The 18,957-nt window shown below is 63.4% G+C and carries 17 protein-coding genes; 6 read left to right on the forward strand and 11 right to left on the reverse strand.

Annotated features, from left to right (window positions below; genetic code table 11):
- Positions 1-7: 7 nt before the first annotated feature.
- The 3 genes from HZB53_19115 to HZB53_19125 all read left to right on the forward strand — a co-directional run bounded on the left by HZB53_19115 (position 8) and on the right by HZB53_19125 (position 2,368).
- On the forward strand, positions 8-1,306 hold the full coding sequence (locus HZB53_19115) for a VWA domain-containing protein (GenBank protein ID MBI5879761.1): 1,299 nt from the start codon (positions 8-10) through the stop codon (positions 1,304-1,306).
- 263 nt (positions 1,307-1,569) lie between these two features.
- Complete coding sequence (locus HZB53_19120) at positions 1,570-1,932, forward strand: hypothetical protein (GenBank protein ID MBI5879762.1); 363 nt, start codon at positions 1,570-1,572, stop codon at positions 1,930-1,932.
- Positions 1,933-1,936: 4 nt separating this feature from the next.
- Positions 1,937-2,368 carry an HNH endonuclease gene (locus tag HZB53_19125; GenBank protein MBI5879763.1) on the forward strand — a complete coding sequence of 144 codons (432 nt, stop codon included), beginning with the start codon at positions 1,937-1,939 and terminating at the stop codon, positions 2,366-2,368.
- A 67-nt stretch (positions 2,369-2,435) separates the two neighbouring features.
- Here HZB53_19125 and HZB53_19130 read toward each other — a convergent pair whose 3' ends face one another.
- From HZB53_19130 to HZB53_19145, 4 genes are all read right to left on the reverse strand, one after another.
- A complete protein-coding gene (locus tag HZB53_19130) occupies positions 2,436-3,287 on the reverse strand; it encodes a xanthine dehydrogenase family protein subunit M (protein MBI5879764.1) in 852 nt (283 codons plus the stop codon).
- A gap of 48 nt (positions 3,288-3,335) precedes the next feature.
- Complete coding sequence (locus HZB53_19135; protein ID MBI5879765.1) at positions 3,336-5,816, reverse strand: molybdopterin-dependent oxidoreductase; 2,481 nt, start codon at positions 5,814-5,816, stop codon at positions 3,336-3,338.
- Positions 5,816-6,286, reverse strand: coding sequence for a (2Fe-2S)-binding protein (locus HZB53_19140; protein ID MBI5879766.1), 471 nt, complete (start codon positions 6,284-6,286; stop codon positions 5,816-5,818). Before HZB53_19140 ends, HZB53_19135 begins: the two co-directional genes overlap by 1 nt.
- A 124-nt stretch (positions 6,287-6,410) precedes the next feature.
- Complete coding sequence (locus tag HZB53_19145) at positions 6,411-7,022, reverse strand: carbon monoxide dehydrogenase subunit G (protein MBI5879767.1); 612 nt, start codon at positions 7,020-7,022, stop codon at positions 6,411-6,413.
- Between the two features lie 660 nt (positions 7,023-7,682).
- On the opposite strand from HZB53_19145, the gene HZB53_19150 reads away from it, so the two are divergent.
- On the forward strand, positions 7,683-8,414 hold the full coding sequence (locus HZB53_19150; protein ID MBI5879768.1) for a 2-phosphosulfolactate phosphatase: 732 nt from the start codon (positions 7,683-7,685) through the stop codon (positions 8,412-8,414).
- On the opposite strand, the gene HZB53_19155 is transcribed toward HZB53_19150, so the two are convergent.
- Positions 8,411-9,331, reverse strand: coding sequence for a MoaD/ThiS family protein (locus HZB53_19155; protein ID MBI5879769.1), 921 nt, complete (start codon positions 9,329-9,331; stop codon positions 8,411-8,413). The genes HZB53_19150 and HZB53_19155 overlap by 4 nt on opposite strands.
- 26 nt (positions 9,332-9,357) lie before the next feature.
- Between HZB53_19155 and HZB53_19160 the strand changes: the two genes are divergently transcribed.
- Positions 9,358-9,897 (forward strand): MoaD/ThiS family protein, encoded by a 540-nt coding sequence (locus tag HZB53_19160; protein ID MBI5879770.1) that lies wholly within the window; start codon positions 9,358-9,360, stop codon positions 9,895-9,897.
- A 53-nt stretch (positions 9,898-9,950) separates the two neighbouring features.
- Here HZB53_19160 and HZB53_19165 read toward each other — a convergent pair whose 3' ends face one another.
- Positions 9,951-11,765: an aldehyde ferredoxin oxidoreductase family protein gene (locus HZB53_19165; protein MBI5879771.1), complete on the reverse strand. Its 1,815-nt coding sequence runs from the start codon at positions 11,763-11,765 to the stop codon at positions 9,951-9,953.
- Between the two features lie 227 nt (positions 11,766-11,992).
- Between HZB53_19165 and HZB53_19170 the strand changes: the two genes are divergently transcribed.
- Positions 11,993-12,208: a hypothetical protein gene (locus HZB53_19170; GenBank protein ID MBI5879772.1), complete on the forward strand. Its 216-nt coding sequence runs from the start codon at positions 11,993-11,995 to the stop codon at positions 12,206-12,208.
- A gap of 70 nt (positions 12,209-12,278) precedes the next feature.
- Here HZB53_19170 and HZB53_19175 read toward each other — a convergent pair whose 3' ends face one another.
- The 5 genes from HZB53_19175 to HZB53_19195 form a co-directional block, all read right to left on the reverse strand.
- A complete protein-coding gene (locus HZB53_19175) occupies positions 12,279-13,028 on the reverse strand; it encodes a hypothetical protein (GenBank protein MBI5879773.1) in 750 nt (249 codons plus the stop codon).
- 394 nt (positions 13,029-13,422) lie between these two features.
- A complete protein-coding gene (locus HZB53_19180) occupies positions 13,423-14,556 on the reverse strand; it encodes an ATP-binding protein (GenBank protein ID MBI5879774.1) in 1,134 nt (377 codons plus the stop codon).
- A gap of 47 nt (positions 14,557-14,603) precedes the next feature.
- Entirely contained in the window at positions 14,604-15,470 is an 867-nt protein-coding gene (mtnP, locus tag HZB53_19185; protein ID MBI5879775.1) for an S-methyl-5'-thioadenosine phosphorylase, read from the reverse strand.
- 120 nt (positions 15,471-15,590) lie between these two features.
- Positions 15,591-17,042, reverse strand: a complete 1,452-nt coding sequence (locus HZB53_19190; GenBank protein ID MBI5879776.1) for an aminotransferase class V-fold PLP-dependent enzyme — start codon at positions 17,040-17,042, stop codon at positions 15,591-15,593.
- A 221-nt stretch (positions 17,043-17,263) separates the two neighbouring features.
- Entirely contained in the window at positions 17,264-18,901 is a 1,638-nt protein-coding gene (locus HZB53_19195; protein MBI5879777.1) for an acetolactate synthase, read from the reverse strand.
- Between the last annotated feature and the right edge of the window lie 56 nt (positions 18,902-18,957).

Below are 18,957 nucleotides of genomic sequence, written 5' to 3' on the forward strand. Positions count from 1 at the left end.
TGCTCCGATGAGCACCTCTGCGCCGGACTTCTTCCTCAAGAACCTGCTGCTCTTTGGCCGCCTCCTGCGGCTGATGGGCCTCGACGTTGGCGTCAGCGACATGCTGGAACTGGCCGAGGCGCTGACGCGCATCGATCTCGCGCGCAAACCCGACGTGTACCACACCGCCCGCGCGGTGCTGGTGCGCCGCCATGAGGACTACCCGCTGTTCGATCAGGCCTGGCAGGCGTTCTGGCGCAAGCCGTCGAACCAGCGCCTCCAGCGGCTGGAACTCCAGCCCGACCCGCGTCTGGTGCCGAAGCCGCTGCGGGTGCCGAACGCACCGCGCGGCGAAGGAGATGGCGAAGGCGGGCGCAAACCGCAGGATGAGATTGTCGCGCACCAGCAGTCGTTCAGCGCCAATGAGCTCCTGCGGCGCAAAGATTTCGGCGTGTTCACGTGGGAGGAAGTCCAGGAGGCCAAGCGGTTGATGGCGCAGATGCGCTGGCGCATTGGCGAGCGCCACCTGCGCCGGCGCAAGCCGGTAGCCGACGGCCGCTACATCGATCTGCGGCGTACCGCGCGCGCCAACCTGCGCTACGGCGGCGAGTTGCTGACGCTGGCGTGGAAACGGCGCAAGACCAAGCCGCGCCCACTCGTCATCCTGTGCGACATCAGCGGCTCGATGGAGCAGTACGCGCGCATGCTGCTGCACTTCGTCCACACGATCTCGTCGGGCTTCGACTTCGACCGCGTTGAGGCGTTCGTATTCAGCACGCGCCTGACGCGCATCACGCGCCAACTGGCGCACCGCGACGTGGACGACGCGATGGACGCCGTCGAGGCGGCCGTGCAGGACTGGGGCGGCGGCACCCGCATCGGCGAGGCGCTGCACGGCTTCAATTTCCAATGGGCGCGGCGCGTGCTCGGGCGCGGCGCGGTTGTGATGGTCATTTCCGATGGCTGGGATCGCGGCGAGCCGCAGGCGCTGGCGCGCGAGATGGAGCGCCTGCAGAAGTCGTGCCATCGCCTGATCTGGCTCAACCCGCTGATCGGCTCGGAGGGCTACCAGCCGCTGACGCAGGGGCTGGTCGCCGCGCTTCCGTACGTGGACGATTTCCTGTCAGTGCGGAACCTCGACAGCCTTGAAGCGCTGGGACAGGCGTTATCTGCACTGAGCGATCGCCGTCCGGCGCGCCGCCAGCAGCCGTTCCGCGCACCGCCGCCGCCCGCACCCGCGCCTGACGACGAGCATACCGTGGCGGTTCGCCGTGCGCAGGAGCGCGAAGCGGTCGCGCGCCGTCTTAAGGGTCTCGTCGGCACGTAAAGTGCGTTCTGCTCGCCGGAACAACAACAGCCCGCTCGAACACGAGCGGGCGATGGTTATCCCTCCAGTTGTTGTGCATCGCCCGTGCTGAACGTCGCAGGCGCGGTATCGTCGTGGTGCGCGCCGACATTGCACATCGAGGGTGCGACAGCCTGCTGCGTTCGGCATCGTTTGGGCGCCTCAAATTGAGTGGCTATAATCGAGTTGTACAAGATGGTCGGTGCGAGTGTAGAAAATCGTTCGCGCGGATTACGAGGTACATGATGAATGAAATTGTTCGACTGGAATTGCCCGAGGATACGGCACGGCGCGCCAAAGCAATCGCCCTGCACAGCCACCGGCGTTTCGAGGATCTCCTGGTGGAGTGGATCAACCGCGCCGCCAGCGAGTCGTCGGTTGACACACTGCCGGATGACCAGTTGCTTTCGCTTTGCGATTTGCAGATGGCCCCGGACCAGCAGACCGAACTCAGTGATTTACTAGAGCGCAATCGTGAAAGATCGCTCCGTCCGGGTGATGAGCAGCGCTTGGACGAGTTGATGCGAATTTATCGGCATGGCATGGCGCGTAAGGCGCAGGCCTGGCGCGTGGCTGTGCAGCGGGGATTGCGACCGCCGTTGAACTAGGCCGATGGCGCGCGAACATCTGCCCGTTCACGTCGATCGGCGCGTGCGTTTGACGGCTCGTAACCGCTGCGGTTACTGTCTGAGCCCGCAGCACCTTGTGATGGCCCGGCTGGAGATCGAGCACATCATACCAAGCTCGCGTGGCGGGACGAATGACGAGGAGAATCTGTGGCTGGCCTGTCCGATCTGCAATGCCCACAAGAGTGACCGCGTTGATGAGGTTGATCCTCAGACCGGAGCGCGATTTCCGCTATTCAACCCGCGCACACAGAACTGGTTTGAGCATTTTCGCTGGTCAGACGATGGTTTGAAAATCGAGGGCTTGACCGCTATCGGTCGTGCAACCGTAAACGCGCTTCATCTCGACGATGATGCCGATGTGATAGAGGTGCGCAGTTACTGGGTCCTGGCCGGGTGGCACCCGCCGTCGCAGTAGCCCCATTAACCCCACCAGCCCGCTCGTTTTCGAGCGGGCTGGTGAATTTGTCGATACTGCGGGTGAGTTACGCTTTGCGGTCGCTCGCGCACGCTTCCAGGGCGCGCCGCGTCAGGACGCTCACGAGGTTGGCGCGGTACGCCGCGCTGGCGTAGTTGTCGCTCAGGCACTCGAGGCCTTTGTCGGCCCCGGCCGCCGCCTTGATCGACGCGGCGTTCAGCGCCTTGCCGGTCAGCGCGGCTTCGGCCGCCGGGAGGCGGCGCGCCGTCACGCACGCGCCGGTCACGGCGATGCTCGCCTTCGCGCAGGCGCCCTTGCCGTCGGTCTGGATCGCCGCGGCCACGCCCGCCACCGCATACCCGGAGGCCGGGTGCGGGTGCTTGATGTATGCGCTGGCGCTGTTCGCCGCGCGCGCCGGAATCGTCACCGCCGTCAGGACCTCGCCGGCCTCGATCGCCGTTGTGAACAGGTCCGTGAACAGGTCGTTTGCGCTGATGGTGCGCTCGCCGCGCGGGCCGGCCACCTTGATGGAGGCGCCCAGTGCGATGAGCACCGCCGGGTAGTCCGCAGCCGGGTCGGCGTGGCTGATGCTGCCGCCGATCGTGCCGCGATTGCGCACCTGCACATCGCCGATCAAGCCTGCAGCGGTCTTCAGCGCGTTGGGCACGTCAGCGCGCGAGACTTCCGCGTGCGTCGTCAGCGCGCCGATCGTCCAGCCGTTCGCGCCCTTGCTGACGCCCTTCAGTTCAGCGATGCGGCTAATGTCAACCAGCAGCGCCGGCTGCGCCAGGCGCAGTTTCATAGCGGGCAGCAGCGAGTGCCCGCCCGCGATCAGTTTCGCCTCCGGGTTCTTGGCCAGGAGCGCGACTGCCTCCCGTACCGAGCCGGCGCGGGTGTAGTCGAAGTTCGTTGGGAACATGATTTCTCCTTGAGAGTGGGCTGTGGACGGATGCGAAGCGCGCGGCTTCTACATCGCGTTCATCGCCCGCCACACCTTCTCCGGCGTCAGCGGCATGTCGATGTGTGTCACACCGAGATGCGCCAGCGCGTCCACCACCGAGTTGACCACGGCCGGCGGCGATCCGATCGCGCCGGTCTCGCCGATGCCCTTCACGCCCAGCGGGTTGTGCGGGCACGGCGTCACGGTGTGGCCCAGTTCGAACGACGGCAGGAAGTGCGCGCGCGGGAGCGCGTAGTCCATCATCGAGCCGAACAGCGGCTGGCCTTCGTCGGTGTACGCTGCTTCCTCGTAGAGCGCCTGGCCGATGCCGCACGCCAGGCCGCCGTGCACCTGCCCGTCAATGATCATCGGGTTGATGCGGTTGCCGCAGTCGTCCACGGCGATGAAGCGCTTGATCTGCACCTGCCCGGTGTCGGCGTCCACTTCGGTCACGCAGATGTGCGCGCCGAACGGGTAGACGAAGTTGCTGGGGTCGTAGAACGCGGTGAACTCCAGCCCAGGCTCCATGCCCTGCGGCAGGTTGTGTGCCAGGTGTGACTGTAGTCCGATATCGAACCACGACTTGCTGCGGCTCGGTGCGCCCTTGACCTGGAACTTGCCTTCGACCAGTTCCACGTCGGCCTCATTCGCTTCGAGCAGGTGCGCCGCGATCTTGATCGCCTTCTCGCGCACGCGCTGCGACGCCTTGACGAGCGCGCTGCCGCCAACCGCCGCGCTGCGGCTGCCGTAGGTGCCCCAGCCGTAAGGCAGCGTCTCGGTGTCGCCGTGCAGAATATTGATGTTCTCATAGGGCACGCCTAATTCGCGCGAGACGACCTGCGCGAATGTCGTTTCGTGGCCCTGGCCGTGCGAATGCGAGCCGGTATATACGTTGATCGTGCCGGTGGGCATTACGCGCACGAGCGCCGATTCCCACTGACCCGCGCCCGCGCCGAGCGAGCCGACCAGCGCCGACGGCGCCAGGCCGCATGCCTCGAGATAGGTGCTCACGCCGATGCCGATCAGCTTGCCCTGTTTGCGTGCTTCGGCCTGCTGCTTGCGCAGGTCGGCGTAGCCCACCATTTCGAGCGCCTTGTCCAGCGCGACCTCGTAGTTACCGCTGTCGTACTGCAACGCCACTGCCGTTTGGTAGGGGAACTGGTTTGGCTGGATGAAGTTCTTGCGCCGGATCGCGGTCGGCTCCATCTTCAGCTCGCGCGCGGCCGTGTCCATCAGCCGCTCGAGCAGGAAGGTCGCTTCCGGGCGGCCCGCGCCGCGCACGGCGTCCACCGGCACGGTGTTGGTCAGCACCCCCAGCACTTCGCAGAAGATCGTCGGGATGTCGTACTGGCCCGACAGCAGCGTGCCGTACAGATAGGTTGGGACGGCCGTCGAGAATGTCGAGAGGTACGCGCCGAGGTTGGCCAGCGTCTTGACGCGCAGACCGGTGATGCGGCCGCCTGCGTCGAACGCCATCTCGGCGGTCGTCACATGGTCGCGGCCATGCGCGTCGCTGATGTAGGCCTCGCGCCGCTCGCTCGCCCATTTGACGGGCACGCCCAGCTTGCGGCTGGCCCAGACGACGATAATCTCCTCGCCATAGACGAAGATCTTGCTTCCAAAGCCGCCCCCGACGTCCGGCGCGATGACACGCAGCTTGTGCTCCGGAATGCCGAGCACGAACGCGGCGGCCAGCAGGCGGTGGATGTGCGGGTTCTGCGACGTCATCCAGAGCGTGATGCCTTCGCTCGCGGCGTCATACGACGCCAGCGCGGCGCGCGGCTCGATGGCTGAGGCCTGGATGCGGTTGTTGCGGATACGCAGGGTCGTGACGTGCGCGGCTTTGGCGAACGCCTCGTCGGTCTTCGCCTTGTCGCCGATCGTCCATGTGAACGCGGTATTGTGCGCGGCCTCATTGTGCACCAGGTGCGGGCCGGCGGCCTCCTGCGACGCCAGTGCCGCCTTGACCTCGGCGCCAACTGTCTGCTCGATCGCCTCGCCCGCCGCGGCTTCGTCGTGATGGGCACCGGCATGGTGCACGTCCGCGTGCGCGGCGGCGACGCGCGCCTGCTCGCGGGAGGCTACCGCCTTCTCCAGATCTATTACTGCGGGCAGCGGGTCGTACTCGACGTCAATCAGGTCGGCGGCGTCGCGCGCGATGTAGCGATCCTCGGCGACGATGACGGCCACCGGATCGCCGACGTAGTTGACCTCGTCGATCGCGACGACGGGGTGCTTCGGCGTGATGAGGCCGGGGTGTGACCAGCCACACGGGATGCTGCCGAGCGCTTCCATGTCCTTACCGACGAACACGTCGAGCACGCCGGGTTGCGCTTTCGCTTTCGCGACGTCGATCTTGATGATCCTGGCATGGGCGTACGGCGAGCGCAGGATGTACGCGTGCGCCATGCCGACCATTTTCATGTTGTCGACGTAGGTGCCCTTGCCGGTGATCAGTCGCGGGTCTTCACGGCGTTTGATGCCCTTGCCAAAGGTGTCGAGTCCCATTATTTGCCTCCCATGGCATCGGCTGCCGCCAGCACCGACTTCACGATATTATGGTAACCGGTACAACGGCAGACGTTGCCCTCCAGCCCGTGGCGGACTTCCGCCTCGCTCGGGTGTGGATTGTGCTTCAGGATCTCAACCGATGTCAGGATCATGCCGCTGGTGCAGTAACCGCACTGCAGACCGTGGTTGTCCCAGAACGCCTGCTGGATCGGATGCATCTTGCCGTCCTGCGCCAGCCCTTCGATGGTCGTCACGTCGCTGCCGTCGGCCTGCACGGCCAGCACGGTGCACGATTTGACGGCCTGGCCGTCGATCATGACCGTGCACGCGCCGCACTGGCTGGTATCGCAGCCGACGTTGGTGCCGGTCAGGTTCAGGTTCTCCCGCAGATAATGCACAAGCAACAAGCGCGGGTCAACGTCGGCCTTGCGCGCCTTCCCGTTGACCTTGATTTCGATCTTTGCCACATGTCCTCCCTCAAGTGATGGGTTCGTCGGATCGATATGCGTGGTTCGGTGTTCAATGGTCGTGCCGGGACCGGAGTGGCGGCGACCTCCTTGGCTTGTGGAGTGGGGTGAGAGGCATAGACGGCTAATGCCCGAAGGCCAGTGCCAGAGTGGCGGCAATGAGCAGCGCCGGCAGCAGGACGACGAACCAGCGCGGGAATGTACTTTGGATGGCCTGCGAGCGAAACACGGCAGCCTGCCATGCGGCGCGTTCCGCCGCCGCGAGATCGGCCAGTCGCCGTGCCTCGGCGGCCGTCGCCTGCCGCACGCCCAGCACGCGGTTGAATGCGCCGAAGCCCTGCTGCATGATCTGCTGTGTGGCGGCGTCGACCAGGCGCTGGCCCACGGTCGCCAGCGTGCCGCCGATCTGAACGTTGGCCTGGTAGCTGATCGTCGTCTGCCCGTCGTGCTCGGCGGCGTCGATGATGCAGACGCCTTTCATGAAGCCGGGGCCGCCCTTGCCTTCGCCGACAATGCGCACGTGCGTTGGCTTGCGCTGGTCGAGCAGGCTGATCCTGCCACTGAAGAGACCCTTGACCGGGCCGACCCCGACGGTCGCGCTGGCGAGGATCGTGTCGCCCTGCACATCGACCTTCTGCAGACCAGGGATGATCTGCAAGAGCACCTGCGGGTCAAGCAGCAGGTCCCAGACCTCGCCGGCCCGGGCGGTAAATATGTACGTGCCGTCTATTTTCATTGCAGGTCCGGTGCGGCGCGCAGCAACGCGCGTGAATTGGGCCGGCAAGGAATGATGGCGATGCGTGGGTGCATGGCCGGCGGGTTGCCGAAAATTATAACCCGCTAATAGAATCGGTCAAAGTCAATCGGGCACCCCTTTGCCAAGCTCAAGGACCGCTTTCGATACGCGCCATCGACATGCGCGCTGAGGCCGTCGATCGTGGTGCGTGCGCTGAGCCTGTCGAAGCGCAACTTGCCAAGGAGTTGTGCTTCGACAGGCTCAGCGCACGCCTTCGTACCAGCAATTCTCAATTTGGCTTTGGACGCGTACTGTCCAATGCCGGCTTGCTATGAACTTGGCCCTCTGGTGCTTGTCACGCACGCTGGCTCGACAAGTAAGCGGCGTTTCCCTCCCCCCGACCCCCTCCCAACTTTGTTGGGAGGGGGCGACTTTCTAAGGGGAGGTGCGCGGCCTCCCCGTTAGCTTTTCCCCTTCTCCCCCGCGCGCGCGGGGGCGAAGGGGCCAGGGGATGAGGGGGCATATTGGCGGCCGACTCCAAAATGAGAATTGCTGCCTTCGTACAGAAACCTGTGAAGTCTACAGACCGATATGCTATACTTGGGCGCGGCGCGGCCACAGGCTGGTGCCGCGAATATAGTCTGACAGGCGAGAGGATGCATGGTGGATATACGACAACTGAGCCTGATCGCCGGCGCGCGCGAGGCGCGCGGGCTGGCGGTCATCATCGACGTGTTCCGCGCGTTCAGCGTGGCGGCGTACTGCGTCTCGCGCGGCGCGCGCGAGATCGTGCTGGTCGGGGAGACCCAAGATGCGTTCGATCTGCGCAAGCAGCGCTTCCCAGATGCCCTGCTGATCGGCGAGGTGAACGGACGGCACATCGACGGCTTCGACTTCGGCAACTCACCGACGCACGTCGCGGAGAGTACCCGTGACTTCGCGGACAAGACGCTGATCCAGCGCACGAGCGCGGGCACGCAGGGCGTTGTGAACGCCGACGGAGCGGACGAGATCGTGCTGGGCAGCTTCCTGTGCGCGGGCGCGCTGGTCGCGCACATCCGCCAGCGTAACCCCGCGACCGTCTCAATTGTCGGTATGGGCGATGCAGGCGTGTACAAGACCGACGAGGACGAAGCGCTATCGGACTACCTGGCGGCGCGCTTGCGCGGGGAGGATCTGCCGGTCGCGCCGTACCTGGAGCGGGCGCGCAACGGGCAGGCTGGCAAGCGCTTCGACGACAACCATCCCGACGCACCGCGCACCGACGTGGACTACTGCCTGCAGGCGGACAAGTTCGACTTCGCCCTGCATGTTGCGCGCGAAAATGGGCTGCTGGTGGCGCGCAAGGCGACTGCGATCACGCCATTAGAACCGTTAACGCTGCGCGGCTAACGTCCGGGTGGAAACAGCGCCAGGTCATCGTCGGCGCGGACCTGCACCTCGTAGCCGCCATAGTAGCGCAGGTCTTTGCCATTGAGGAGCAATCGCCAGCCATCTTGCAAGACGTAGAGCGGCTCGACGCGCGGCCAAAGCGACTGCGGGTTGGCGTCATCGCGCCATGTCGTCTCCATCGCCTGGTGCCGTATGTTCGGGTAGTAGTTCAGCACCTTGCGCAACAGGCCGGCGACCGTCGCGTCGCTGCTGGCGCGCGCAACCCGCGCGGCTGCGCCGGTTGTGTCGCGCAGACGCCCGAAAAACGAGACGCGTACGTCGAAGACGCCATCATCCAGCGCCCGCGCCACGCGATAGCCAAGCAGCATGAGATCCAGTTGGATCATCAGATACTTGTTCCAGGCGGCGATGGCGGACACCGCCAGTTGCGCATCGTGGAAATTGTCGGCGATCAGTCGGGCGAACGTGGATTGGGTCAGACTGATCGCGCCTGTGACCCATGGTTCAGCCACCACGATATGGCGCGGCCCGTGCCCCGCATGCACCTTGCCGGCGTAGAACAGGTAGTCGGCGAAGTCGGCCCCCAGATCGATACCCAGCGTGCGAGCCATCCATATCGTGAAGAACCGTCGTCGCTCGGCCAGGTGCGCCGGATCGGCGCCCTGCTCCCAACCGAGGATGGCGGCTGTCTCCGGAACGCGCTGCAAGTAGGCGTATGTCTCCGCGACGACGGCCGGGCCGTGTGCAAACAGCGGCTCGACGGTCTGCGTCATCGCCCGCTGATCAGCCCGTGTAAAGCCAACATAACGCGCGACCCGCTCCCATTCCTCGGTGGGCGTCGGTTCCAGTGCACCGACTCCGGCGGGCTCTGCAGCCAGTCCTTTGATTCGCATTTCAGGCTGTGATATATTCATCATGGACCTTTCGACGGAGACACGTTTCCATGCACGTCAATTTCTACGCCACATTGCGCCTGGCGGCCGGGCGTAAGCAGGTTGAGGTGAGCTTGTCGGAGCCGGATACCGTGCGCGCTGCGCTCGAGGCGGCCAGCCGGGACCTGCCGCAACTCGCTTCCGAACTTTGGGAAGCGCCGGGCCAACTGTATGACACCATCCACGTCTTTGTGAACGGGCGCGAAGCCTGTTTCCTGCCCCAGCAACTGGAAACGCCTTTGGGACCCGACGACGTGTTGGACGTCTTTCCACCAGTTGGTGGTGGCTCGGCGGGTACACGCTGCGAGCGCGAATATCGCAGCCTGCCGATCTGGCTCGCCCATGAATATCTGCGCGAACTGGGCGGCCGCGGCGCTGCAGGGCAGCCGGTCGAGGGGCCCGGCTGGCGCGCCCGCGTCCGTGATGCGGACGACGTCGTGATCGGCGTGCTCCACATCGGACGGATCTTTGTCGACTTCGAAGGCAATGAATCGGCCGTGGCCGCCGCCATGGCGGCCTTTGACGCGAAAGCGCTGCGCGCAGGCGGCTGAAAAGACAAGGCGAGGGAGACCACTCCCTCGCCTTGTTGTTTGCCGGCGCGCGGCTACGGGATTTCCAACTCCTTCAGCTTACTCTCCGGGACCACCCCATCGTCCCAGCCGCGCAACTTGTTGTAATCGGCCAGCATCTGTGGCAGCTCACACACATGCCCCATAGAGCCTTTTTCCTTCGAAGGCTCTTCGAGGAACCGCTTGGGCAGGTTGTCGCTGCCCTTGCCGAAGCCGATCAGGTTGTTGTAATGCCGCTCCAGGTTGTAGATGCGCTCGCCGATCTTCAACACGTCGTCGGCGGTGATCTGGACGCCGGTCACGGCCGAGTACTGGGCCGCGTATTCCTCGACGCCTTCCGCGAACGCGCTGAACTTGCACAGGTCAAGGCTGTCCGAGAACGCGTGCAGGTCCTGCAGCAGCTTGAGCAGCGCGCCCTTGCCTTCCCAGGCCAGCGGGTCGGTCTTGAACGAGATCAGACCCAGTTCGCTGGCGGGCGAGTACCCGCGCAGGTGACACGCGCCGCGGTTGCTGGTGGCGTAGCCGAGCCCCATGCCCTTGATGCCGCGCGGATCGTACGCGGGGATGCTCTGCCCCTTGACGGTCATGGCGATCTCGGGATGACCGAGTTTCTTGGCGGCCGGCTCGATGCCGTCGGCCAGCATGTCGCCTTCGCCCTCGCGGAAGGCGATCTTGCGCATCAGCTCGACCATGCCGTGGGTGTCGCCCCACTTCAGGCCGCTGCCGTTCTTCACGTAGCCGCGCTGCGTCGCTTCCATGTACATCGCAAGCACGCCGCCGATTTCGATGGCGTCGTAACCGTAGTCGTTGGCCTTGTCAATCATGAAGGCGACGGATCCGGCGTCGGAGTTGTCGCAGTTCGCGCCGAGCGACCACGCCGGCTCGTACTCCACGCTCTCCATGTGAATCTTGAAGGGGCCTTCCTTGACGTCCACCTCTTTCTTGCACGCGACGGGGCAGGCGTGGCAGGTGGGGTCGTCGACAAGGATGTGTTCCTTGACCCACTCGCCGCTGATGAGCTCCGCCTTCTCGCCAAACGCCGTCGTCTGGCTGTTGCGGGTGGGCAGTGCGCCGATGTTGTTGTCGATGTTCATCAGCACGTTGGTGCCGAAGACCGAGAGCCCGCCTTTGCGCGGCGCCGTGATGTTCTTGACGTCCATGATCGTCGCCAGGGCGCGCTGGTGGGCGATCTTAAAGGCGTCGCGGTCAAAGGGTTTCGGCACGTTCTTTTCTGCCTTGACCACGATGGCCTTCAGATTCTTGCTGCCGCCGACACAGCCGGTGCCGCCGCGTCCGCTCGCGCGGTCATCCTCGTTGAGCCAGGCGCCAAAGCGGCAAAGATGCTCGCTGGCCGGGCCGATCGCGAGCACGGTCAGATCCTTCTCGCCATATTTCTGCTTGAAGAATTTGATGGTATCGTGTACGCCCTTGCCCCAGATCTGGGCGGCGTCCAGGATTTCCACCTTGTCGCCATGCACATAGGCGTAAACCGGCTTGGCAGCGCGACCCTTGAAGATCAAGCCATCGAAACCGGCCCAGCGCAGGCGCGCGGCCGACCAGCCGCCGTGATGGCTGTCGGTGACGGTGCCGGTCAGTGGCGACTTGGTCACGATCGCCATGCGCCCGCTCATGTTCACGTCGGTGCCGGTCAGCGGCCCATTCATGAAGCAGAGGATGTTGTCCGGGCTGAGCGGATCGACCTTCGGCCCGTTCTCAAAGACGAAGCGGACCCCCAGGCCGCGCGCGCCAATATACTTGCGCGCCCACTCTTCGGGGACCGGTTCGTATGACACCCGGTTGCTGGTGAGATCGACGTGAGCTATTCGATTGGCAAACCCATGTATGGTCATAGACGTTCCTTTCTGAAGCAGCTCGGGGTTCCGACCGTTTTATACTAGCACTTCGGGGATGGGGTGTCAATGACGATTACGGTTTTTGGGCGCATTTCAGGGGATGAGGGTCATACAAATCATACAAAGTCGCACGGGCCGACGCGCGGAGCGAGACGACTGCGAACAGGCGATTAGCCAGTCACGATTCAGAGCGCGTTTCGGAGATCGACGCCCTTCGACGGCGTATGGTGCCGCTCAGGGCGTCGCTTGACGTTGAGAATCGCGGCCGCTTTGCAGAGCTACGCGGTACCTGGAGCGGGCGTGCAACGGGCAGGCGCTTCGACGATAACCACCCCGACGCGCCGCGCACCGACGTCGAGTACTGCCTGCAGGCTGATAGGTTCGACTTGGCGCTGAGCGTCACGCGCGAGGACGGATTGCTGGTGGCGCGGTGGCAGTAGCGGACATCGGCACAAGAAAGCAACGCGGGGTCGCATCTCGCGACTCCGCACTTGGGACATGAAGATTGCTTTACCTGTTTGCGTAGCGCAGGCTACCCACAATCTTGTAGAAGAACTCCGTGTTCTTGTCTGCTACGCTCTTCGGTTGGCCAAACTCCGCGCTGATAATCCAATTTCGGCCCCCCGCCTTGAAGTAAACTGCAATTCTACGCGCTAGATTCGACGACGGGGCGATGCCTGTTGAGAAGTCAGAGACAAACCGTCGACCGGGGAGTCTCTGCGGCCCCACAGGAAACGGCGATCCTGCCGTGGGAAATGCGCTTTCGAAGTTTGATATCCCTATCTTGGCGCCCCTCGGATAAGTGGCTTCTTGCACAGGCGCTTTGCTGAGGTCGTAGTTAGTTATGATCAACACATTTTGCATCAAGGCCAAAGGCTCAAGCACGCGTTCGACAATATACCATTTGTTCGGATAGATGAACGAGAATCCGGTCTTGAGACCTCTAAACGCGTTCCACTTGGTCACGACAGGCGGGAAGGGCGTCGTCAGAGCCAGAAAGGGCGTGGCACTGGGCAATGGCGTGGGCGGCAGTGGCGTGTCGGTCGCGAAAGGCATTTCGGCGTCTGGTGGCCGTGGGTAGCGGTCGAGCGTGGGTGCATAGATTGGCGGCGGGGTGAAGGACAAGACGGGCTCCGCTCGTGTGGTCGGCGAGAGCGTGGCGGGTACGACGGTCGGCGTGTCACATCCGGCCATCAGGATCGAGAGTGCCATCGCAACACCGAACACACCGACCAGTGTAAACACAAGCGGCCGTTTCATGGCGGTACCTTCCGGTTGAGTGCATCAATTCAAATATGTTTTCAGTCTATGGCCCGCGCGGCGATATGTCAATCAGCGCATGTGCCCATAGATAGAAACAGCCGGCCAGTGCTGATTCGTGCGTCAGAAAGGGCGTGCGGGCTGAGGAGCGTTTATAGACAGTAGACGTTATCGGGAATAAGGAATTGGCGTTCAGAAAGCCAATGAAGACGGGCGTTTCATCATGCAAAAACCTAATTTCTAATAACGTCTAGTGTAGGGAGAGGGGGCGTGTCAAAGGGAAAAAGTACGAGCGTTCAATTGAACGCCCGTGGAAGGCACACAAGTGATTGGCACACCACTCGAAGAGCGGGCTCGAGCCTGAAGGTCGCAACTGCCCTCTCGCCGTCTAAACTCACAGGTCTTCAATGTCTTCCTCTGTGAAATGCTCTCCTCCGCTAGCGCGCTCGCGCAAGTCGACTTGCTTGATGTCATTGACTACTATCTCCCCCACCTGGCGTCGAGCATTATCGGCAAATACTGACCATTCAATATAGAGGCCGTTGAGATCAATCGTATCCAATTTGCGTGTTAATTCAATTTCCCATTTGTGGCTGCGACCAGGCAAGATAGGATCATACCGCGTTGGTCCATACACAGTACGCTCTAATGGAGATCCGCCCTGTAGCACGTCTCGCGAGGTGTTTGCTCGATAGAACGAGTAGTATTCACGGTCATCATGACGTCTGATATGTTGGCTGAAGCGCTCATATGTACGTGCCATCTGTACCGGAACGAAGATATGGGCATTGACATATTGAGCGAGCACCGTGCCCGAGTTCTTGGCGCGAACTACCAGCACGTGCCTAGTTTTTCTTTTCTGACTGCTACTGGCGAATGAAGTCGGTATTAGATCTTTCTCGACCTCGAGTTCGACGCGAAGTTCAAAAGTCAGTTCAATATTAGGGTGCTTCTGACGAGCCATGACATCGCGAATTTCATAATCGTCCATCGGGATCGAGCGAAAGTTGTAGCGTCGATAATACTTCTTATCGGTGGCCTGGTGAGCCGTTACGCTCTGTGGGATCTCGACTACGTAAGCAACGTGATTAGGGGCCGAGTCGAGCGGAACGGAATGAATCTTCAATCCGTCAATACGTGGCTGAATACTGTCGACCATTTGATCTAGCCATTCGCGCGAAAATTGAATGCGATCAATTGGATCAAGCCTTTCTGGCAGATGCCTCTTTGCTTCATCCTCAAATTCGGCGACCCCATAGACTATCGTGCCGCCTGCAGAATTGGCGAACGCTGATATGTCTTTTGCGAGTTCGTCCTTCTGCTTATTCTGTCTGCCTAGGGATGCTGCGCGCTTATAGTCGAGGATTCGGCTTTCCTCAATCTGTTCAGTGATTAAACGTTCGAGTTCTGATTGTGTCCAAGGTGTCATCGCTGATGAACCTCTAAGCTGGAGAGAAGCTTCTAATCTTATCGGGAATAAGGTTTGGCTTGTTGAAATATCCGTTTTCAGCGGCTTTCCGAATGTCAAGTGCTTATTCCCGATAATAGCTCATCTACGAAACGACTCACAACCGCTTAGCCCAGATACTTCCCCGTGATTGGGCGCAGGTCGTCTTTGAATTTGGCCGGGATGCGCGCTGGGTCGGTGACGATCGCGTCCTTGAGCGCGGTCGGGCAGGCGCACTGCTCGCGCGTCGCCGGCAGGCGGTTGAACACGACCGCCAGCGCCTTCTGCGCCAGCGCCACATTAGCGTTCAGGTTCGCAATGACCATCGGCAGCGTCACCGGCTCGGCGCTCTGGTGCCAGACGTCGTAGTCGGTGACGTGCGCCATTGTGGCGTAGCAGATCTCGGCCTCGCGCGCCAGCCGCGACTCCGGCACGTTGGTCATGCCGATGATGTCCATGCCCCACTGGCGGTAGGTGTTCGATTCGGCCTTGCTGGAGAACTGCGGCCCTTCAATCGTAAGATACTTGCCGCCCTTGTGCACGCGGCCGCCGGCTTCCTTGACCGCGTCGTACAGGATGCCTGAGAGGGTCGAGCAGAAGGGGTCGGCGAAGCTGACGTGCGCGACGGCGCCGTTGCCGAAGAAGCTGCCGGCGCGCCCCTTGGTGTGGTCGTAGATCTGGTCGGGGATGACGATGTCGCGCGGCGCGAACTCCTCGCGCAGCGAGCCGCACGCGCTGACGGCCACGATCCATTGCACGCCGAGCGTCTTCAGCGCGAAGATGTTGGCGCGGTACGGCACCTCGCTCGGCGTGAGCCGGTGCCCGCGCCCGTGGCGCGGCAGGAAGGCGATGCGCTGGCCGCCGAACGTGCCGAGCGTGATCACGTCGCTCGGGTCGCCAAACGGCGAGGTGATCTTGACCTCTTTCACGTCGCTCAGCCCGTCCATTGCGTACAACCCGCTCCCGCCGATCACGCCAATGATGGCTGTGTCCATTACCGCTCCTTTAGCGTAAAATCCCAAATTCCAAATCCCAAGACCCAAGCGCTTGACCCTCGACAGCGGAAGCCTGAAACCCGATACTCGAAACCTGATCCCTGGAACCGATTGCGCGGGCTAAATATCGGCGGCGCGCTTGCCCACGAAGCTGCGCGCGAACTCGATGAAGTGGTACACATCGCGGAACGTGGTGGCCAGGCCGACCGAGATGCGCACCGCGCCGGTGCTCTTGTCGTCGATGCAGCGCCGGAACTCGTCGAGCGTCAGCCGGTCGTGGCTGACGAAACAACTGGTCAGTTCCTCAGCCGAAATGCCGAGCGCCAACTCGCCGCCGCCGGGGTTGCAGAAGCAGCCGGTGCGCAGCGAGATGTTCACCTGGTTGGCGCGCTGCTCGACGAGCCGGTGATCGATGAAGTGCCCGTCGGCGTCGTAGAAGTTGACCGTGATCGTGCCGCCACGCGACTCGGTAGTCAGCGGCCCGTAGATGTGCACGACCGGCGCGCCGCCGGCGTGCCGCAGCGTCGTCAACTGGTCGAGCATCCAGCCGGTCAGGCACTGCACGCGCGTGTGAATCGCATCATATCCGATGCGCGCGATGTGCCGCAGGCCGATCTCCACGGCCGGGATCGACAGGTAGTTGATCGTGCCGTCCTCGAAGCCTTCCGCGCCCTCGACCAGGTAATACTTGTCGCCCTGCACCGACGCGACCGAGATGGTGCCGCCGGCGAACCACGGCCGGCGCAGCTTGCGCAGGGCGTCGCGGCGGGCGACGAGTGCGCCGAGACCGGTCGGGTAGCCGAAGATCTTGTAGAACGACATGCAGACGTAGTCCGGGTGCACGCGGCTCAGGTCGAGCGGATTGCTCGGCACGAACGCGGCCGCGTCGAGCAGCACGTCCCATCCCGCCGCGTGCGCGCGCTGGATCCAGTCGAGCGAGTGCTGCACGCCGGAGAAGTTCGACTGCGCCGGGTAGGCGAACAGGTTGCAGCCGCCGGGTTCGGCCTGTGCCAGGTATTCCTGCAACTTCACCGCGTCCAGTCGCATGTCGGGCGGCACCACCGGCGCGTAGGTCACCGTCGCGCCCTTGGCGCGCGCAAACTCGCGGATGCCGTTGACGGAGTTGTGGTTGTCGAACGTCAGTAGGTAGTTGCCGCCGGGGCAGAACGGGTACGACTCGCCGACGAGCTTGAGCGCGCCGCTGGCATTCTGCGTGAAGACGACGACGTATTCATCCGGCGAGGCGTTGAAGAACTCCAGCGCGTAGCGGCGCGACTGCTCGACCAGCTTCGTCATCGCCAGCGAGGTCGGGTTGCTGGAGTGCGGGTTGCCGTAGACGTTCTGGCGCAGCAGGTCGGCGTGCGCCTGCACCTGCGAGTCGGCGTACAGCCCGCCGCCGGTGTAGTCGAGGTAGATGTGTTCGCCGGCGTCCAGCCGCCCGTACTCACTGGCGCGCTGCTCATCGAGCAGGCGCGTGCCTGCATAGTCGGGGTAGGCCTTTCGGAACTGCGCCTCGGCCTCGCTCAACGGCGGCAATACTTTGTTTGTTGATCGGGTCTGCATTGTAGTCATTGCATCTCTCTCGCACCGTCTAGACGGCGTAGGGATAGTCGGGCGACGTCATGCGCCCTTGATAATCATCACAACTTGCATCACGCTAGAGCATTTTGCAGAAACATCGGGCACGCCACACGGTTCACCGGGTAGGGGCAGGTCTTTGACCTGCCCAGCGGACAGGCCAAAGGCCTGTCCCTACATGCGGCTATCGGATTATTTTGCAAACCGCTATAAGGTTACATCACATAGGCGCGGACGGCGTCGGCTTTGCGCACGCCGTCCGGGTCGATCATCACATTGATGATCGACGGCTTGCCGCTGGTGAACGCGCGTTCCAGCGCCGGCACGATCTGGTCGGGCGCGGTCACGAACTCGCCATGCCCGCCGAACGCCTCGGCGATCTTCTCGTAGTGCGTCTGGTCGCCGAGCTTGGTCGCGACTGCGCGCTCGGCGCCCATCATCTGCATCTGCGGCACGCGGATCTCGCCCCACTGGCCGTCGTTGCCGATCAGCGTCACGATCGGCAGGCCGAAGCGCGCCGACGTGTCGAACTCCATGCCGTTGAGCGCGAACGAGCCGTCGCCGTTCAGCACGATGACCCGTTTGCCGGGGTTGAGCAACTGCGCCGCGATGGCGAACGGCAGGCCCACGCCGAGACAGCCGAGCGGCCCGGGGTCCATCCAGTGCGCGGGCTTGCGGATCGTCAGTACCTTGGCGGCGATGCCGACCACGTCGCCGCCGTCGCCGACCACGATCGTGTCGGCGTCGATGAACCGGTTCAGTTCGTGCGCCAGCCGGTACTGGTGAATCGGCAGGTCGTCCGACGTTTCCCAGCGCGCCTGCGCGGTGCGTTTCTCCTCTTCGATGCCCTGCAGGCGCGCCAGCCAGCCATCGAAGCGCGCGCCTGTAGTCGCGGCCGCCAGTTGTTCCAGCACCGTCGCCGCGCTGCCGACGATGCCGGCCTCGACCGCGCGGTTGCGGCCGATCTCGGTCGGGTCGATGTCGATCTGAATCAGCTTTGTGTCGTGCCCGAACTCGCCGTAGCGCACGCGGAAGTCCATCGCCGTGCCGATCGCGATGACGAGATCGGACTCGCGCAGCGCCGCCCCGCGCGCCAGTTGCAGGCAGTTTGGGTGGTCCATCGGGAGCGTGCCGCGCCCCATGCCGTTCGTGAATACCGGCAGGGCGCACTGCTCGGCGAAGCGGCGCAGTTGCGCTTCCGCGCCATCCCAGTAAACCTGCGACCCGGCTAGGATGACCGGGCGCGACGCCTGTGCAATCAACTGCGCGGCCGCCGCGATCGTCGCCGGCGCGCCGGCCGGTCGCTCTTTGGCGCGATAGTTGACAGGGAACTTTGCCGCCGACTCGTCCACGAAGTTGAACAGGATGTCGAACGGCAGTTCCACGAAGACCGGGCCGGGCCGACCGCTGAGTGCCATGCGGATCGCCTGCGTCAGCAGTTCGGGGATGCGCGCCGTTTCGTGAATCGAAACGCTCCACTTCGTGATCGGCTTGAGCAGCGCGACCTGCTCCATCTCCTGCAGCGCGCCGCGCCCCTGCTGGTTGAGCGGAGCCGCGCCGCCGATCAGGAGCAGGGGGCTGGCGGCGTAGTATGCGTTGGCGACCGCCGTCACGGCGTCGGTCACGCCGGGGCCGGCCGTAACGACCGCGACGCCGATGCCGCGCGTGAGGCGGGCGTAGGCGTCGGCGGCGTGCGCGGCGGCCTGCTCGTGGCGCATATCGATGACGGCGATGCCTTCATCGATACAGCCATCATAGACCGGCGCGACGTGTCCGCCGCAGAGCGTGAACAGATGCGTGACGCCTTCGCCCTTCAGCACCTTCGCGACCAGCCGGCCGCCGTGGTATGGCATAAGTCCTCGCAGGTCAAAACATCCAACACAAAGACACAAAGGCACAAAGAACTACA

This window comes from Chloroflexota bacterium, assembly GCA_016235055.1.
Lineage (GTDB): Bacteria > Chloroflexota > Anaerolineae > JACRMK01 > JACRMK01 > JACRMK01.

Coding starts and splice junctions, on each gene's coding strand:
- HZB53_19115 (MBI5879761.1), top strand. CDS start 8: ATGAGCACCTCTGCGCCGGACTTCTTCCTCAAGAACCTGCTGCTCTTT.
- HZB53_19120 (MBI5879762.1), top strand. CDS start 1,570: ATGAATGAAATTGTTCGACTGGAATTGCCCGAGGATACGGCACGGCGC.
- HZB53_19125 (MBI5879763.1), top strand. CDS start 1,937: ATGGCGCGCGAACATCTGCCCGTTCACGTCGATCGGCGCGTGCGTTTG.
- HZB53_19130 (MBI5879764.1), bottom strand. CDS start 3,287: ATGTTCCCAACGAACTTCGACTACACCCGCGCCGGCTCGGTACGGGAG.
- HZB53_19135 (MBI5879765.1), bottom strand. CDS start 5,816: ATGGGACTCGACACCTTTGGCAAGGGCATCAAACGCCGTGAAGACCCG.
- HZB53_19145 (MBI5879767.1), bottom strand. CDS start 7,022: ATGAAAATAGACGGCACGTACATATTTACCGCCCGGGCCGGCGAGGTC.
- HZB53_19150 (MBI5879768.1), top strand. CDS start 7,683: ATGGTGGATATACGACAACTGAGCCTGATCGCCGGCGCGCGCGAGGCG.
- HZB53_19155 (MBI5879769.1), bottom strand. CDS start 9,331: ATGATGAATATATCACAGCCTGAAATGCGAATCAAAGGACTGGCTGCA.
- HZB53_19160 (MBI5879770.1), top strand. CDS start 9,358: ATGCACGTCAATTTCTACGCCACATTGCGCCTGGCGGCCGGGCGTAAG.
- HZB53_19165 (MBI5879771.1), bottom strand. CDS start 11,765: ATGACCATACATGGGTTTGCCAATCGAATAGCTCACGTCGATCTCACC.
- HZB53_19170 (MBI5879772.1), top strand. CDS start 11,993: ATGGTGCCGCTCAGGGCGTCGCTTGACGTTGAGAATCGCGGCCGCTTT.
- HZB53_19175 (MBI5879773.1), bottom strand. CDS start 13,028: ATGAAACGGCCGCTTGTGTTTACACTGGTCGGTGTGTTCGGTGTTGCG.
- mtnP (MBI5879775.1), bottom strand. CDS start 15,470: ATGGACACAGCCATCATTGGCGTGATCGGCGGGAGCGGGTTGTACGCA.
- HZB53_19190 (MBI5879776.1), bottom strand. CDS start 17,042: ATGACTACAATGCAGACCCGATCAACAAACAAAGTATTGCCGCCGTTG.
- HZB53_19195 (MBI5879777.1), bottom strand. CDS start 18,901: ATGCCATACCACGGCGGCCGGCTGGTCGCGAAGGTGCTGAAGGGCGAA.